Annotated in this window: 15 protein-coding genes; 6 read left to right on the top strand and 9 right to left on the bottom strand. The window is 56.4% G+C overall.

All coding sequences use genetic code 11. The annotated features are described in order from the left end of the window. Nucleotides 1-23: 23 nt before the first annotated feature. Nucleotides 24-848, top strand: coding sequence for a 16S rRNA (uracil(1498)-N(3))-methyltransferase (locus tag W822_RS41010; protein ID WP_024006573.1), 825 nt, complete (start codon nucleotides 24-26; stop codon nucleotides 846-848). 91 nt (nucleotides 849-939) lie between these two features. Here W822_RS41010 and W822_RS41005 read toward each other — a convergent pair whose 3' ends face one another. The 3 genes from W822_RS41005 to W822_RS0123960 all read right to left on the bottom strand — a co-directional run bounded on the left by W822_RS41005 (nucleotide 940) and on the right by W822_RS0123960 (nucleotide 3761). Continuing rightward, on the bottom strand, nucleotides 940-1407 hold the full coding sequence (locus W822_RS41005) for a barstar family protein (RefSeq protein WP_024006572.1): 468 nt from the start codon (nucleotides 1405-1407) through the stop codon (nucleotides 940-942). Next, nucleotides 1400-2620 carry a patatin-like phospholipase family protein gene (locus W822_RS41000; protein WP_031243341.1) on the bottom strand — a complete coding sequence of 407 codons (1221 nt, stop codon included), beginning with the start codon at nucleotides 2618-2620 and terminating at the stop codon, nucleotides 1400-1402. The genes W822_RS41005 and W822_RS41000 overlap by 8 nt, the downstream gene beginning before the upstream one ends. A gap of 220 nt (nucleotides 2621-2840) precedes the next feature. After that, on the bottom strand, nucleotides 2841-3761 hold the full coding sequence (locus tag W822_RS0123960; RefSeq protein ID WP_034280790.1) for a hypothetical protein: 921 nt from the start codon (nucleotides 3759-3761) through the stop codon (nucleotides 2841-2843). Between the two features lie 140 nt (nucleotides 3762-3901). On the opposite strand from W822_RS0123960, the gene W822_RS40995 reads away from it, so the two are divergent. Further along, entirely contained in the window at nucleotides 3902-5056 is a 1155-nt protein-coding gene (locus tag W822_RS40995; protein WP_024006569.1) for a pyridoxal phosphate-dependent aminotransferase, read from the top strand. Nucleotides 5057-5164: 108 nt separating this feature from the next. Here the strand turns inward: W822_RS40995 and W822_RS40990 are convergent, their stop codons facing one another. Then, entirely contained in the window at nucleotides 5165-6040 is an 876-nt protein-coding gene (locus W822_RS40990) for a lytic transglycosylase domain-containing protein (protein WP_024006568.1), read from the bottom strand. Between the two features lie 143 nt (nucleotides 6041-6183). Between W822_RS40990 and ubiD the strand changes: the two genes are divergently transcribed. Continuing rightward, the gene (gene ubiD / locus W822_RS40985) at nucleotides 6184-7734 is read left to right on the top strand and encodes a 4-hydroxy-3-polyprenylbenzoate decarboxylase (RefSeq protein ID WP_024006567.1); all 1551 of its coding nucleotides are present in this window, start codon (nucleotides 6184-6186) and stop codon (nucleotides 7732-7734) included. Here the strand turns inward: ubiD and W822_RS40980 are convergent. The 5 genes from W822_RS40980 to dacB form a co-directional block, all read right to left on the bottom strand. Continuing rightward, nucleotides 7691-8158: a hypothetical protein gene (locus tag W822_RS40980; protein ID WP_024006566.1), complete on the bottom strand. Its 468-nt coding sequence runs from the start codon at nucleotides 8156-8158 to the stop codon at nucleotides 7691-7693. The two genes, ubiD and W822_RS40980, sit on opposite strands and share 44 nt — an antisense overlap. Then, nucleotides 8151-8582: a phage holin family protein gene (locus W822_RS40975; RefSeq protein ID WP_024006565.1), complete on the bottom strand. Its 432-nt coding sequence runs from the start codon at nucleotides 8580-8582 to the stop codon at nucleotides 8151-8153. The genes W822_RS40980 and W822_RS40975 overlap by 8 nt, the downstream gene beginning before the upstream one ends. Before the next feature lie 11 nt (nucleotides 8583-8593). Continuing rightward, nucleotides 8594-8911, bottom strand: coding sequence for an ElaB/YgaM/YqjD family protein (locus W822_RS40970; protein ID WP_024006564.1), 318 nt, complete (start codon nucleotides 8909-8911; stop codon nucleotides 8594-8596). Between the two features lie 286 nt (nucleotides 8912-9197). Beyond that, nucleotides 9198-9833, bottom strand: a complete 636-nt coding sequence (gene upp, locus W822_RS40965; RefSeq protein WP_024006563.1) for a uracil phosphoribosyltransferase — start codon at nucleotides 9831-9833, stop codon at nucleotides 9198-9200. A 19-nt stretch (nucleotides 9834-9852) separates the two neighbouring features. Beyond that, nucleotides 9853-11658 carry a D-alanyl-D-alanine carboxypeptidase/D-alanyl-D-alanine endopeptidase gene (gene dacB, locus W822_RS40960; protein WP_172642814.1) on the bottom strand — a complete coding sequence of 602 codons (1806 nt, stop codon included), beginning with the start codon at nucleotides 11656-11658 and terminating at the stop codon, nucleotides 9853-9855. 349 nt (nucleotides 11659-12007) lie between these two features. Here dacB and queA point away from each other — a divergent pair, with 349 nt between their 5' ends. The 3 genes from queA (at nucleotide 12008) to yajC (ending at nucleotide 14800) form a co-directional block, all read left to right on the top strand. Then, on the top strand, nucleotides 12008-13066 hold the full coding sequence (gene queA / locus W822_RS40955; protein ID WP_031243330.1) for a tRNA preQ1(34) S-adenosylmethionine ribosyltransferase-isomerase QueA: 1059 nt from the start codon (nucleotides 12008-12010) through the stop codon (nucleotides 13064-13066). A gap of 191 nt (nucleotides 13067-13257) precedes the next feature. Continuing rightward, entirely contained in the window at nucleotides 13258-14397 is a 1140-nt protein-coding gene (gene tgt, locus W822_RS40950) for a tRNA guanosine(34) transglycosylase Tgt (protein WP_024006560.1), read from the top strand. 52 nt (nucleotides 14398-14449) lie between these two features. Further along, nucleotides 14450-14800 carry a preprotein translocase subunit YajC gene (gene yajC, locus W822_RS40945; protein WP_024006559.1) on the top strand — a complete coding sequence of 117 codons (351 nt, stop codon included), beginning with the start codon at nucleotides 14450-14452 and terminating at the stop codon, nucleotides 14798-14800. Nucleotides 14801-14838 lie beyond the last annotated feature (38 nt).

Genomic DNA, 14838 nt, shown 5'->3' with positions numbered 1-14838 from the left:
ACTAAATAAAGTAAAATTTAGCCATGTCTACGCCACCCCGATTCTATTGTCCGATCCCGCTGTCTGCAGACACCCGCGTTGCCCTGCCCGAAGCCGCAGCCCATCATGCCTCGCGCGCCCTGCGCCTGCGTGAGGGCGACAGCATTGTCCTGTTCAATGGCGATGGCGCCCAATATCTGGCGCAGTTACGCTTCGATCAGGGGAAGGCCATGGCCGACGTGACCGAGCAACAGCATACCCACACAGAATTGCCTGGACGAATCGGCCTGGTTCAGGGCCTGCCGTCGGGCGACAAAATGGACTGGATTATAGAAAAGGCCGCCGAACTGGGCGTGACCGAGATCTTTCCCATTCGCGCCGAACGCAGTATTGTGCAATTGACAGGCAACCGGCTGGAAAAACGACAAATCCATTGGCAGCGTATTGCTGAATCGGCCAGCGAACAGTCAGGCCGCAACTGTATTGTGCGGGTTCACCCCCTGCAGACGCTCAGTGCGTATTTACAACAAGCCGCGCAGGTGCATGCCTATATGTGCCACCCGGAAGGCGGGTGCTCACTGGTGCAGGTGTTGACACAACTATCACGGTCAACACCAATATCGCATTCGCTACCGGCGGATGCGACATCGCAAAATACGACATCGAAAGATGCAATCTCGAAAACAATCAAGTCAGATATTGTCTTGCGGCTGCTGATCGGGCCCGAAGGCGGATGGTCACCGCAGGAATTGCAGCAGACAACGGCTGCAGGAATTGAAAAAGTGACTTTCGGGGAGCGGATTCTACGAACAGAAACAGCAGGCCTGGCCATGACCGCGGCGACCATAGCAACGCTCGGGTGGGTGTGAGCAAACGTTCAGGTTGATTTGTAGCATGATCAGGAGCGGCTTATGGTATTGGCGCACTGTAACTCCTATGGACAAGTCAGTCGTGCCCAGGTCAGTCGCTTTCCGCATAGGGTCGGGGTGAACGTCCCGGTTCGGGTGCATCATGTTTTCCCGCATGTTCGACCACGTATGAAAACACGCGACCATTATCCTCGCCGTACTCGACCGTATCATTGAGCACCCCCTTGAGCGCATCAATATGCTCAAGCAGCGAATCATCTTCGGAATGAAGGCGCCGCAAGGCCAGTACCATACCTGTTTTTTGCTCGAACAGCGTCTCGCCCAGACAATCGAGCAAGGCGTCCATATTGCTGCCGAAAAAGACAGGGTAATCCACTGCCTTGGCAATAGCGCGCAGCACGGCCGAACAACTGCGCGCCTTGTCGCAATCAGCCTCAAAATAAGCCAGACCAGCCTTTTCGGCATGAGATTTCAGATCATCAAGGCCAATCGTTTTTTCTTTTATGGCGCCACCTGTTTCCAGAATGGCTTTCAATGGGGTACCTGTTTTTTTATTCATTGACCTCTCCATAAAAAAACGCTTTGATTTCTTCCTGACGTGCCATCACGTCGTTATAGGCCAGCCCGATCAGCTCACCCGTGAAAGCTGATTCAAAAAGGAGGAACGAGGCAAGCAATCCGCCCGACTCTTTTCCAGGTTTTGCAGACACCCCCAAAACACGTAAAAAAGCCCGCACCGACTTAGGCATGAAATTTAAATGCTTCAGGGCGATTTCGTCAATAGATTTACTTGGACTTATCGTTAAAACATCAATTTTTTTCACTCCTGTGTTCAACTGTACACCAGGAGGCACGGCATCGAGCAGCATATTGATACGACTGATACGCTCCAGATCAATGGAAAGCCCGTCAATGAAGATGTCCGACAAGGCATGTCCACCGATTTGCGCCAGCGTCGGATACTGGTCACTTTGATGTGTCGCGTCCTCTTCCGGTGCATCGCCATGCGCACTGGTGCTGACCACCAGGACCCGGTCTGCGCCCAGATGGATAGCCGGGCTGATGGGGGCAAGCTGGCGCATGGAGCCGTCTCCGCACCACTCACATTGGTCCTCCAGGGACAGACGGGCTGCCGGAAACACGAAAGGAATGGCGCTGGAAGCCATCAGGTGATCCAGCGTGATCGGCTCGGCGATCGCGTAGCGCTGGCGTCCCTTCCAGGCGTCCAGGGGATGACCCGCCTGATAAAACGTCAAATGATTACCACTGGTGTAGCTAGAGGCTGTAATGGCCAGGCCCCGCAGGTGACCGCCCTGCAGGTTACGCTGCAGATTTGGAAAATCGATACTGTCGCACAAGAGTTGTGCCAGGGGACGATTATCAAGCAGCGACTTGGGTGCATTATCACGCAAGCCCTGCAACGCCCAGCCAAACATCAGCATTCCCAGCCAGCGAAAACCGTTACCGAAGACACCGGCCGGATCGGAACGATAGACATCGCCCGTATGCAGCCCACGCCAGATTTTCTCAAGCCGCTTGAGTGCCGTATGCGGGTGCCCTGCCCTGCACGCGTAGGCGGTCGCATTGATGGCGCCAGCCGACGATCCGCAGACGATCGAAAACGGGTTGCGAAAATGCGGCGATTTATTGGGATCCAGGATGGCCAGTACGGCCTGCAACGCCCCCACCTGATAGGCTGCGCGTGCACCACCACCGGTCAGCACCAATGCAGTATGGGGGCCGGAGGCCGGATTTCTGAAATTCTGATCCATTCTGATTCCTGGGGAAATAGGACAGCACAAGTCGTTCTGAACGGCAGACACAGACGAAGGCTTGTGAATACTGCCCGATACCTATCATACGAAAATTCATCCAGGAATGCATCCGGTAATTCCGATGGGATGGCCGCATTTGTCATTGCGACCACCCCACTGCGCAGCCCCGCCCTGACAGCTTGCCAGGCTCGCGGGGGCAGACCATCCGTATTTCGCTTTACAGATTGTCCGCCGCAAACGACAGTTCATCGGGATAGACAAACAGGCCTGCCGGATCAAACATCGCTTTGATGTTGCCCTCTATATGGTTGTGCACACCCGCAACCCAGTCCTGGTCTGCTTCGGTCAGCATCAGGTCGGTGACAATGGCGTTGCCGGGCATTCGGCGGATGACCAGCTCCTGGCACCAGATCAGGGTTCCGCCATGTCCCAGGAAAAGCTGGGCCAGATTGATATCGCCCAGCCGGGGCCTGAGCGCATCCAGTCGATAGGCCAGCGGCCATCTGGGCAAGGCAAGACAACGCAGGATGTCCGTATCGGACAGCAGTTCAAAAAGCAAAGGAATTTTTTTTTGCAGAACGGGCAAGCGCAGTGGCGATTCGTCATTTACCCCAAATCCACCCAGCACGGCCGTCTGCCCATCCGCAAACAGCGCATGCACCCGTTCCAGCCCCGAGCTGGCCGTGCAGCCCGGCCGGCAATCGTGCCATTGCGGCATGGCCAGCCACTGTGCCAGCGTAAGCCCGGGCGGGACATGGGAAAACTGCTCATAGCCCAGCGCCTGCATCTGCGCCACGGTCGTCCCGGGCAGGGCCAGGCAGGCGTGATCGCCGATCGCTTCCGTCCCGGACAGGCCCTGTCCTGATTCGACAATCAGGCAGGAACGGCCGATCATGGACTTTTCAGTCGCCGTACCGTCCAGCACCAGCGCGACATCGTACTCCTGGCACAATTGCCGCAACGACGGCAGATCGCCCAGATGGTGCAATGGAATACGGGCCGAATGGTAGCCATCCCGTTCCTGTTCATCCGACAATGGCGCCTCGAGTGCGCGCTGAACACGCCGGCAGAATGCTGGCCACGGACCCTCCTGGGGGCGTTTGCTAAGCGTTAGAAAGCGTCGACGATTTACATGCATGATAAATGGAAAGCCTTTGCGGCAGCGGGGATAAAACAATCCGGCTGGCGGGGCGAACAGCGAGTCGGGAACGTTTACCGTTACAATAGGCGCTCACCCCACGTATTTAACCCGACTATTTTACCTTGCCCCGTTTTACCATGACCCGTTTTGCCCAACGAATCGACCAGGCGCTGACTTTTCACGCAATGGAAGTCACCAAAGCTGCCCAGCAACTGCGCGAACAGGGCCGCGATATTATCAGTCTCGGCATTGGCGAACCAGACTTTACGGCGCCCCCCATTGTGGTGGACACCTTGTCCAGAGCGGCGCAGGCAGGTCTGAGCGGCTACAGTCCGGCACTGGGAATCATGCCGTTGCGCAGCGCCGTCGCCGATTACTACCAAAGCCACTGGGGCACTGAGCTTGACCCGGGTCGCATCATCATTACAGCGGGCGCCTCGGGCGCACTGTCCCTGGCCTGCATGACCCTGCTCAATCCGGGCGATGAAATCCTCATGCCCGACCCGGCCTATCCGGCCAATTCAAATTTTATTTTGTGCGCGGGTGCCACTCCCCGTCTCATTCCCTGCACCGCGCAGGGACGCTTTCAACTGACAGCAGACAACATTGCCGCCCACTGGAGCGACAAAACCCGCGGCGTACTGATCGCCTCGCCCAGCAATCCGACCGGTACGTCCATTGAACGCGAGGAACTGGTCCGGATCATCCAGACAGTGAAGGAACGCAATGGAGTGGTTCTCATGGACGAGATTTACCTCGGCCTGTGCTATGACCGTGTTCCACGATCCGCATTGACGCTGGATCAGGACATTGTTGTCATCAACAGCTTCTCCAAATATTTCAATATGACCGGCTGGCGCCTGGGCTGGATGGTCGTTCCCGAGAGCATGGTTGGCGCCGTAGAAAAACTGGCGGCCAGCCTGAATATCTGCCCCCCTACCCTGGCGCAGCACGCCGCCATTTCATGCTTCACGGACGAAGCCCTGGCCATCTATGAAAACCGGCGCCTGGCCTTCATGGAGCGTCGCGATTTCCTGTTGCCCGAATTTGAAAAACTGGGCATTCATGTCCCGGTCAAGCCGGACGGCGCTTTCTATATCTATGCGGATATCACGCAGCATGGTCTCAACAGCGACCAGTTTGCCCACAAATTGCTGCATGAGGCCGGCGTCGCAGTCGTGCCTGGCCTGGACTTCGGTCCGGCCTATGCCGATAAAATGATTCGCGTATCCTACGCAACCGCCCTGGACAGGCTGCACGAAGTGATCGAACGGCTGCAGCGCATTCTTTAGACATTTAAACTGAGCATTCTTTAAATAACAACGCCGCTCCCGCTCGCTAAGTTTCGGCGATCGCAGGTCCGTGTTTTTACAGGCTGGTTGCACGGGTCGGCGACGTGATCAGAATTTCCCCAGACTGCGCTTGAGGGCAATGCCCGACTCAAGCGCGATGCGGCGGCGTTCTGACTGGACTTTGGCAGCGTAGCCACCATCATTGGGCCCGATAGCCCCCACATAGCAGGCCAGCCCCCGGTCTACGGAACCGCGACGCGAAATGCAGTCGTGCAGGATTTTCGCGCCTACATGAACATTGGCAACCGGATTGAGGGCCGACAGGACTCCACCGCGGAAAATATCGAATTTTTCCGCATGCACATTGGGCATGACCTGCATCAGACCCTGCGCGCCGACATGACTCTCGGCGAAGGGATTGTAGCGGGACTCGATTGCAATAACGCCCAGCACCAGAATCGGGTCCAGATCCTGTTTTTCGGCAACAGAATACACAACGCGGATCAGGGCGCCGGTCACATTACGGGCAATCCGGAACTTGCGCGATACGTATTCACGCAACGCCAGCGCCTTGCTGTTGGGAAGACCAGGCACCGTGAACTGGCTATCCGATATGCCCAGGTTGGCAAAAAATCCCTCTGCCGTGTAATCCTGCTCCCGAATCAGCGCGCTGTTACGCTGGTCCTCGGGCGAAGCGGCCACCCTCGGTTCGGCAGTATCGCCGTGACGTACCTGGGGCGTGCTGAAGATCGTCAGCAGATCGCGATCAGACATTACGGTGCTATCGGGCATCAATGCATTGAGCGATGCCTGATGGATGACCCGGATCTGATCGCGGATTGCAGGCAGCAACGCCGCTGCCAGCACCGCCACCAGCACCGCGATACCCAGATAGGACACCATCAGGTGCACGATATCCAGCAGCGTGCGATAGACCGACTTGAATAAGCGGGAGATCGGGGGATTAGCTGTCGCAGAATTCATGTATGACACAATAACCGGACATGATCAGACGGCGCCGGCAAATGAAAGGGGAATTTACTATAACCCAGTTTTGCCACAGCCGCACCCGTCGTGGCCTTTCTCCTATAATGCTCTGATCTGACTCATCTTATAGGCTGTCTATCGTGAAATATGCGGATCTGCGGGATTTCCTCAAGCAATTGGAAAAGCGGGACAATCTCAAATCCATTGGCGTGCCGGTACAAACCCGGTTGGAAATGACCGAAATCAGTGATCGTGTGCTGCGCGCCGGCGGCCCTGCATTGCACTTTGAACAACCCCAACATCTGGGACGCACCTCGGACATACCGGTATTGACCAACCTGTTCGGGACGCCTCAGCGCGTGGCATGGGGCATGGGCGCGGAATCCGTCGACGCCCTCCGTGATACCGGCGCCCTGCTGGCCAGCCTGCGTGAGCCGGAAGCGCCCAAGGGGTTGCGCGAGGCCATCGGCACCGTGTCCATGCTCAAATCGGCGCTGTGGGATATGGCACCCAAAATGCAGCGGCACGCGGCCTGTCAGGAAATCATCTGGGAAAAAGATGACGTCGATCTGTCACGCCTGCCCATCCAGCTTTGCTGGCCAGGCGATATCGCACCCCTGATCACCTGGGGGCTGGTCATCACCCGCGGCCCAAAGGCAAAACGCCAGAATCTGGGCATCTACCGGCAGCAGGTGATCGGTCGCAACAAGGTGATCATGCGCTGGCTGTCGCATCGTGGCGGAGCATTGGATTTCCGCGACCATATGCTGGCGCATCCCGACCAGCCTTTCCCGATTTCAGTAGCGCTGGGCGCCGATCCGGCTACTATCCTGGGGGCCGTCACGCCTGTGCCCGACAGTCTGTCTGAATATCAGTTTGCCGGGCTGCTGCGCGGCTCGCGTACCGAACTGGTCAAATCGATCGGCAATGACCTGTCAGTCCCGGCCTCGGCTGAAATCGTGCTCGAAGGCCATATTCTGCCCGCCAGCCACCCCGAAGCCTGCGCCCCCCAGGTCGCCGACGGCGCACCGGCGCCACGCAGCAACGGCTTCGAAATGGCGCTGGAAGGCCCTTATGGGGACCATACCGGTTACTACAACGAACAGGACTGGTTCCCGGTTTTGACGATCAATCGCATTACCATGCGACGCAACCCGATCTACCACAGCACCTACACAGGAAAACCCCCTGATGAGCCAGCCGTACTGGGTGTAGCGCTGAATGAGGTCTTTGTACCACTGCTGCAGAAGCAGTTGCCTGAAATTGTTGATTTTTATCTGCCTCCCGAAGGGTGCAGCTATCGGCTGGCCGTCGTTTCCATTCGCAAGCAGTATGCCGGGCACGCCAAGCGCGTCATGTTCGGTGTGTGGAGTATTTTGCGCCAATTCATGTACACGAAATTTATTGTGGTCGTTGATGACGACATCGATACGCGGGACTGGAAGGAAGTGGTCTGGGCAATGACCACGCGCATGGATCCCGTACGCGATACGGTACTGGTCGAAAATACACCCATTGATTATCTGGATTTTGCTTCACCCGAGTCAGGGCTGGGCGGCAAAATGGGAATGGACGCTACCAACAAGTGGCCGGGCGAGACCCACCGGGAGTGGGGTACACCCATTCTCATGGATCAGGATGTCCGGCTCAAGGTCGACGGATTGTGGAAGGATCTTGGTCTTGATACGTAAATGAGCCGTGATCAACCGGAATATCGCTTTCCGTGTAGCGGCGCACTGAGGTTTCCCGGCGGGCGCGCTGCGTGTCCCGCTGCTCCTGTTTCGAGCGAAATTTGTTATAAACAAACCAGGACGTGGCCGCCAGCGCCAGCGGTTTAATCAGCGCCGAACGGGACTTGCTGGCGCGTAACAAAAAACGGGCGATGGCGAGGCTGACCATCGGATTTTTTTCGATCAGGGAAAAAATCCCGCTGCGCTTTCGGGTCAGACTCATGAGCGTGCCGCTACCCATATCCAATAGCGCGGTCTTGATGGCCTCGGGTGACATCGAATGACCCAGGGCATTGATATCCTGCCGCAATTGCTCACGCTCTGCCAGCACTCTGGCAGTCAGCAGTTGCTTGCGGAACGCTTTTTTCATGGCCGGATCAGTCATTGCCAACTCCTGTATCAGACGAAGCAGAGGCCCGGGCGCTCGCAGCCGCCGTGGATGGATGACGCCCGCGCAAGGCGGCGGCATCGTCTCTGAGTGCATCGACCGTCGCCGAAAATGGCGAAGCAGCCAGTCCAAGATGTTTTTTCATCAGAAACAGACACCCGACACCCACCAGCACGTAAATAAGCACCAGTATAGCCAGGGCCAGATAGCGATACTCCGTTTCCCAAAAAAACAGACCGACCAGAACCGCAATGACCATGAGTGCCAGATGCAAAAACAGCAAACCGATTGCACCGAACAAAAGAACCGACAGCAGTCGGTCCTTTTCTTCAGTCAATTCCAATGACAGCAGTTCAAGACGGGTTTTTACCAGTGAGGCAAAATCACCCGCAACCGAGCCCAGATTCTGTTTGACTGACATAAGCGGGCGCTTTACTTGCGGCCGATAATGACACCCAGCAGAACGCCGGCCAGCGCAGCAAAACCGACTGTACGCCATGGATTGTCATGAACGTACTCGTCGGTTACCTGCACTGCCTGTTTGCTTTGTTCGACAGCCCGTTCCTGTACGTCTTTGAAAGAACCCGTTGCTTTTTGCAGGGCGCTGACAGCGCGGTCACGCAACTCACTGGCTTTGTCGCCGCCGATTTCGGTGGCTTCTTTGAGCATGCCTTCAGCCTCGGCAATACTGGCGCGCAAATTGTTCAGCAGCTGTTCCTGGGATTGTTCAAGATTAGATTTACTAGCCATATGACTCTCCTGCGTAGATTATCTGGATATCCGGAAAGCGAACCCGCTTTTACCGGGACTTGCCTTTTTATATATTATTCCATTGTCGATAATTTCAAGCCTATCATATCGCATTCCGTGCGTTTGTCTATCAAACTTCAGAATTCTTTTCATTTGATCAATTTTTTTACCATTCTCAGACAACCCTGCAACACGTCATACTTTTGATTTTTTACATTTCAAATCAGATACTTGCATTTTCTATCGGGCACCGAAACTACCGCAACATTTGGCAAAAACCGGTAGTTCATTCTTTCTGTTTTGTCCCGAAGATACGATCACCTGCATCACCCAGTCCGGGCATGATGTAACCGTCCTGATTCAATCGCTCATCAATCGAGGCGGTGTAAATTTTTACATCCGGATGAGCATCCAGCACTCGTTTAATGCCTTCCGGCGCAGCGACCAGCACCAGCGCCTTGATCTCCCGGCAGCCGGCCTGTTTGAGCATGGCAATAGTCGCCTCCATTGAGCCGCCCGTGGCCAGCATGGGGTCGATAATCAGCGCAAGACGCTGGTCCAGGTCACCCACCAGCTTCTGCAGATAGGTGCCCGCTTCAAGCGTTTCTTCGTTGCGGGCAATGCCCACAGCGCTCACCTTGGCACCGGGTATCAGGGAAAGAACCCCGTCAAGCATGCCGATACCTGCCCGCAGAATCGGCACCACGGTGACTTTCTTGCCGGCAATTTTCTTGACAGTCACCTGGCCACACCAGCCCTCGATCTGGGTATCTTCCAGCGGAAAATCCTTGGAGGCTTCATATGTCAGCAAGGCGGCGATTTCCTGGGCCAGCTCGCGAAAGCTTTTGGTGCTCAGATCGGCACGACGCATGATGCCCAGTTTGTGCTGGATCAGGGGATGATCGATTTCGTGGACGGACATGATTTTTTTCTCCGAAAAATTATTGCGCAATAAGCCACTGAACAATGGCGTCGACAAACGATTTGGTGTTCAGTGCGGCAGCATCGTTGACCAGGCTGACCAGAATATAGGTTTTGCCATTGGCTGCGGTCACAAATCCGGACAGCGCACTGGCATTGCCCAGGGTGCCTGTCTTGAAATGCCCTCGCCCCCGGACTGCCTGATCCGTCAGACGGCGACGCATAGTACCATCCACGCCCGTGACTGACAACGAATCAATGAAGGTATCGCGCAATGCCGAGGACCAGATCGAATCAAGCATCTGCGCCTGCCCGCCGGCGGTAATGCGCCCGCCGCGGGACAAGCCCGAGCCATTGACCACGGTGTATCCGCCAATATTAACACCCTGTTTCTTCAGCGTATCCAGAACGGCCTGGCTACCCTTTTCGAACGTCGCAGGTGCGCCATAAAGCTGTTCGCCGAGTGTCAGCAGCAGCGTTTTGGCCATCACATTATTGCTGTATTTATTGATAGTCTGTATCACCTGCCCCAGTGGCGGAGACCTGCGTGTCTCCAGCATGACCGCCCTATCTGGCACCAGGCCGTCGCGTATCACACCTGAAATGGTTCCGCCCTCGGCCGTCCAGAGCCGTTCAAATATGCTGGAAAACATATAGGATTGCGAGCCCACCAGCCGATAGAAGGAAAACGCCCCGCAAGCGGACGACAGATTGCCCTTCAGATGCAGCGACCGCCCTTCTTCCGACTCGATCATATCGGTCAGTTCCGAGCCGGTGCGCGATTTGCTGCAAGCACCCGAGGTCAGTCCCAGGTGTCCCGTTACCGGCGGGTTCTGTATGTCCGGCTCAAATGACACAGTCCAGTTGCCTGCCTGCCGGTCCGGTTTGAAATTGAGCATAATCGCGCCCAGGTTGACCATCATGGCATCCGGATTTGCGTTATAGGGCCGTTCCGGTGAGCCGTCAAATTCTCCGGGGTCAGTAAAAATCGGCGCGAACAGGGAACGGTCCACCACCACGTCAGACAGATGTCGCAATCCTTTAGCCTGGATCGCGCGAATCATTTCCCTGAGTCCTTCGTAATTGAGAGCCGGGTCTCCGCCACCCTTTATGTAAAGCGGCGTGCGCATGGCCTGTGACACATCGAACCGGGCCCGGCGGTCGATGTACGCTCGTGTATTCCAGGTAAAGCTGCCGCCCAATCGATTCAGCGCTGACCAGGTCGTCAGGGTTTTCATGACCGAGGCCGGATTGCGCGGCGTGGTGGGATTGATTGCGAGAATCACCGGACCGCCTGCTTCCTTGATCAGCAGAGACAAAGACGACAGCGGCACTCCGGTCCTGTCCCAGCGCGCCTGGATGGCCTCGGGCAGATGATCGGCCGAGCGGATGGACGCAATGGGAAACCCGTAAGTATTGAGCAGTTCGGCCGTATCGGCATGGCTTTGTGCAGCCGCCGCCGTGCCCAAGCCTGTCGCACCTTTTTTATTCGGCTCCACAATTTTCACATCAAGCGAGCCTGGCCGGTGAAACTCGAAGGTCTCACCTGGCGCAACCCGAATCCTGGCGGTTTTACCCTTTGCAACTTTGCCTTTCTTTTTGCCAGAAGTTCCGGACGAGCTGCGACCGGTCTTCGATGCTGTTTTGGCCTTGACCTGCGATTTGCCGGCGACGCTGCTCTTGCCCGCGGGCTCCCGCGCCTGTGCCGGAGCGACCAGCGACACACCGAACACGGCAAGACAGACCAGTGCGGCCAGGCCACCCGCCAGACAGTGCGCACGTGACGTCGCTATTGAGGTCGTTATCGGAATGGTTATTGAAGTCACCGTTTTTGAAGTCACTTTAGGCACGAGGTCGTCACTAAAGTCACGATGAGCATCGACTGCCGTCAGACAAAACCGTCGTCCGGCACAACCGTCGCTCGCCTGCGCGACCGGGATCCACAACGCTTTCGCATGTGTTGGTTGAAAAAAGCGGAGGAAGGATCATTATGGCCTGGCTCTCCTGTTGCGGTCCGGAATGGAAAAGACACTTTATAATGGTTAAATACGACAATCCGGTTAAAACCGGACAAATTGATTTGCCAACCCGCTCACACCCTGGTTCGGCGTCCGACGCAGTTGACTGCCACGACCGAACCCCTCGCCCTCTATTGCCCCTATTGCTTTCTCATACATGCTACCCATAGATCCCTCGCTGAGTATTGCCGATTTCGATTACGAGCTTCCCGAAGAACTGATCGCCCAGACACCCCCCGCCACCCGCACCGACAGTCGCCTGCTGCTGCTTGAAGCCGACGGCGGTCTGCAGGACCTGCGCTTTTCTGCCCTTCCCGATCTGCTGCAGCCGGGCGATTTGCTGATTTTCAATGACACCAAAGTCATCAAAGCTCGACTATACGGGCAAAAAGACAGCGGCGGACGAGTGGAAGCCCTGATCGAACGCATTCTTGAACCGACACGCGCCCTGGCTCACGTCCGCGCCAGCAAATCGCCGCGCCCGGGCACGACCCTGATTTTTGACGGTGAAGTCCGCTGCCAGGTAACGGCCAGGCACGAAGACCTGTTCGAATTACAGTTCGAAGCCGATATTCTGCCCTTGCTGGACCGGCACGGCAACCTTCCGTTGCCTCCATACATCAAACACAATGCCGACCAGGAAGACGAAACCCGCTACCAAACCGTTTATGCACGTCACCCCGGCGCCGTTGCTGCGCCCACGGCAGGCCTACATTTTGACCAGGCTCTGATGCAACACCTGCAGGACAAGCGCATCGACACGGCCTGGGTCACGCTGCATGTGGGCGCCGGAACCTTCCAGCCCGTGCGTGTAGACAAAATCAGCGAACATATTATGCATGCGGAGTGGTATACCGTGCCACAGGAAACAGTGGACGCCATTGCTGCGGCCCGCAGCCGCGGCGCCCGCGTCATTGCGGTGGGCACCACCAGTGTGCGGGCCCTGGAATCGGCCGCGCAGCAGGCAGGCACAGTGGACGACCTGCGTTGTCCGCGTGCTCATAGTGCCGATACACAGCTATTCATTACGCCTGGTTACGAGTTTCGCGTCATCGATGGTTTGATCACCAATTTTCATCTTCCCCAGTCAACCCTACTGATGCTTGTGTCTGCGCTGACGGGTCGCGAACGCATGCACCGGGCTTATCGTCACGCGATTGAACAGCGCTACCGCTTTTTCAGTTATGGTGACGCCATGTTTATCACCCCGCGCTGATCCGCGGTCCGCATGATCGCCCGCATATGCGGGCGATCGCAGCGTCAACGGCCAGGCAGGGAACGAAACGGGACCGATTCTGTCATACTTGGTTCTTGTGTACTTAGCCGCTTCGTTTTTCGGCCTGTCCTTCTGCCCTTCCCCGTCGTTGCCCTTTTGTCTTTAGAGTTTAGATAACCCAGTCAATCATCATGTCAGGACTTTCCTTTTCATTAATCAAAACCGAGGGCAAAGCCCGTCGGGCCAGTATTACACTGAACCACGGCACAGTGCAGACCCCCATGTTCATGCCGGTCGGCACCTATGGCAGCGTCAAGGCCATGCTGCCTCACGAACTGGACGAAATCGGCGCACAGGTCGTATTGGGCAATACATTTCATCTGTGGTTACGGCCCGGCACACAAGTCATTGAAAAGCATGGCGGATTGCACGGATTCATGCAGTGGAACAAACCCATCCTGACCGACTCGGGCGGTTTCCAGGTATTCAGCCTGAGCGATCTGCGCAGCAAAATCACCGAGGAAGGCGTCAAGTTCTCCTCCCCCATCGACGGGTCGCGCCTGTTTCTGACGCCCGAGGAATCCATGCGCATCCAGCGCGCCCTCAACTCGGACATCGTCATGGTTTTTGACGAATGCACACCCTATACCGTTGACGGACGCCCCGCCACGCATGACGAAGCGGCCCGTTCCATGCGAATGTCCCTGCGCTGGGCGCAACGTTCGCGCGACACCTTCGACAGTCTGCAGAATCCCAATGCGCTTTTTGGCATTGTCCAGGGTGGCATGTTCGAGGATCTGCGCGACGAGTCCCTGGCCGGACTGCAACGCATCGGTTTTGACGGCTATGCCATCGGCGGACTGTCAGTGGGTGAGCCCAAGCAGGATATGCTGCGGATTCTCGATCATATTGCCCACCAGTTGCCCGAGAACGCGCCGCGTTATCTAATGGGGGTGGGTACGCCCGAAGATCTGGTCGAAGGCGTCAGCCAGGGCGTGGACATGTTCGACTGCGTCATGCCCTCGCGCAACGCCCGCAACGGCTGGCTGTTCACCCGCTTTGGCGATATCAAGATCCGCAATGCGCGTTACCGCGACGATACCCGACCGCTAGACCCGACTTGCGCCTGCCACACCTGCCGTCACTTTTCACGAGCCTACCTGCACCATATGCAAAAGGCCAATGAAATCACCGGCGCACGTCTGAACACCCTGCACAACCTGTATTTCTATCTGCACTTGATGGAAGAAATCCGGGAAGCGCTGGAACAGGGCCGCTTCGCTCAATGGAAGGAACAATTTTTCAGCGATCGGTCAAAAGGCATTGATTAGCCAAGAAAAGGCTACAATATTCGGTTAATTTACACTTACGGGAGTTCTTTTTATGCTGACTAGCAATTTATCTGCCCTGACCCTGGCGCAGGCCGCTCCGGCCGGCGGCGTCATGGGAGGCCTGACCAGCTTCCTGCCTATCATCCTGATGTTCGTGGTGCTGTATTTCCTCATGATTCGCCCGCAAATGAAACGTCAGAAAGAAACCAAAGCCATGATTGACGCGCTTGCCAAAGGCGACGAAGTCATTACTGCAGGCGGCATTCTGGGTAAAATCACTAAAGTCACCGACAACTACCTGACGCTGGAAGTGTCTGCGCTGGCCGACAAACCCGTCGAAGTACAGGTACAGCGCGTTGCCGTCACCACGGTATTGCCAAAAGGTACAGTCAAGTCACTGTAAACCGGACTGACAGGCGGGCGGCATACACCGCCCCGCTT

The organism is Advenella kashmirensis W13003 (genome assembly GCF_000506985.1).
Lineage (GTDB): Bacteria > Pseudomonadota > Gammaproteobacteria > Burkholderiales > Burkholderiaceae_B > Advenella > Advenella kashmirensis_A.
This window is presented reverse-complemented; position numbering and strand designations above follow the sequence as displayed.

Bases quoted from the DNA above. Each gene is read 5' to 3' on its own strand.
- W822_RS41000 (WP_031243341.1), bottom strand. From the start codon at position 2,620: ATGGATCAGAATTTCAGAAATCCGGCCTCCGGCCCCCATACTGCATTG.
- W822_RS40990 (WP_024006568.1), bottom strand. From the start codon at position 6,040: ATGAATTCTGCGACAGCTAATCCCCCGATCTCCCGCTTATTCAAGTCG.
- W822_RS0123960 (WP_034280790.1), bottom strand. From the start codon at position 3,761: ATGCATGTAAATCGTCGACGCTTTCTAACGCTTAGCAAACGCCCCCAG.
- W822_RS40970 (WP_024006564.1), bottom strand. From the start codon at position 8,911: ATGGCTAGTAAATCTAATCTTGAACAATCCCAGGAACAGCTGCTGAAC.
- W822_RS40975 (WP_024006565.1), bottom strand. From the start codon at position 8,582: ATGTCAGTCAAACAGAATCTGGGCTCGGTTGCGGGTGATTTTGCCTCA.
- W822_RS41005 (WP_024006572.1), bottom strand. From the start codon at position 1,407: ATGAATAAAAAAACAGGTACCCCATTGAAAGCCATTCTGGAAACAGGT.
- upp (WP_024006563.1), bottom strand. From the start codon at position 9,833: ATGTCCGTCCACGAAATCGATCATCCCCTGATCCAGCACAAACTGGGC.
- W822_RS40995 (WP_024006569.1), top strand. From the start codon at position 3,902: ATGACCCGTTTTGCCCAACGAATCGACCAGGCGCTGACTTTTCACGCA.
- tgt (WP_024006560.1), top strand. From the start codon at position 13,258: ATGTCAGGACTTTCCTTTTCATTAATCAAAACCGAGGGCAAAGCCCGT.
- yajC (WP_024006559.1), top strand. From the start codon at position 14,450: ATGCTGACTAGCAATTTATCTGCCCTGACCCTGGCGCAGGCCGCTCCG.
- queA (WP_031243330.1), top strand. From the start codon at position 12,008: ATGCTACCCATAGATCCCTCGCTGAGTATTGCCGATTTCGATTACGAG.
- W822_RS40980 (WP_024006566.1), bottom strand. From the start codon at position 8,158: ATGACTGATCCGGCCATGAAAAAAGCGTTCCGCAAGCAACTGCTGACT.
- W822_RS41010 (WP_024006573.1), top strand. From the start codon at position 24: ATGTCTACGCCACCCCGATTCTATTGTCCGATCCCGCTGTCTGCAGAC.